Source organism: Citrobacter sp. Cpo040 (genome assembly GCF_030332915.1).
GTDB lineage: Bacteria > Pseudomonadota > Gammaproteobacteria > Enterobacterales > Enterobacteriaceae > Citrobacter > Citrobacter portucalensis.
Genome location: NZ_JAOWGX010000012.1, coordinates 1 through 281, shown reverse-complemented (window position 1 = coordinate 281; position 281 = coordinate 1). Strand labels below are relative to the sequence as shown.

The window sequence follows — 281 nt, the reverse complement described above, 5'->3', positions numbered from 1 at the left end:
CTCAGAAGTGAAACGCCGTAGCGCCGATGGTAGTGTGGGGTCTCCCCATGCGAGAGTAGGGAACTGCCAGGCATCAAATTTAGTGTGCTGATATGGCTCAGTTGGTAGAGCGCACCCTTGGTAAGGGTGAGGTCCCCAGTTCGACTCTGGGTATCAGCACCAGTTTTTCGGTTAAAGTTCGGCACTTAGAAAAGAATTTGTCTGGCGGCTGTAGCGCGGTGGTCCCACCTGACCCCATGCCGAACTCAGAAGTGAAACGCCGTAGCGCCGATGGTAGTGTG

At 54.8% G+C, this 281-nt stretch carries 1 tRNA gene and 1 rRNA gene; both read left to right on the top strand.

The features are described from left to right. The first annotated feature begins 86 nt into the window (after nt 1-86). Nucleotides 87-162, top strand: a tRNA-Thr gene (locus OGX86_RS00280). A 38-nt stretch (nt 163-200) separates the two neighbouring features. Further along, nucleotides 201-281, top strand: a 5S ribosomal RNA gene (rrf, locus tag OGX86_RS00275); the annotation flags it as partial.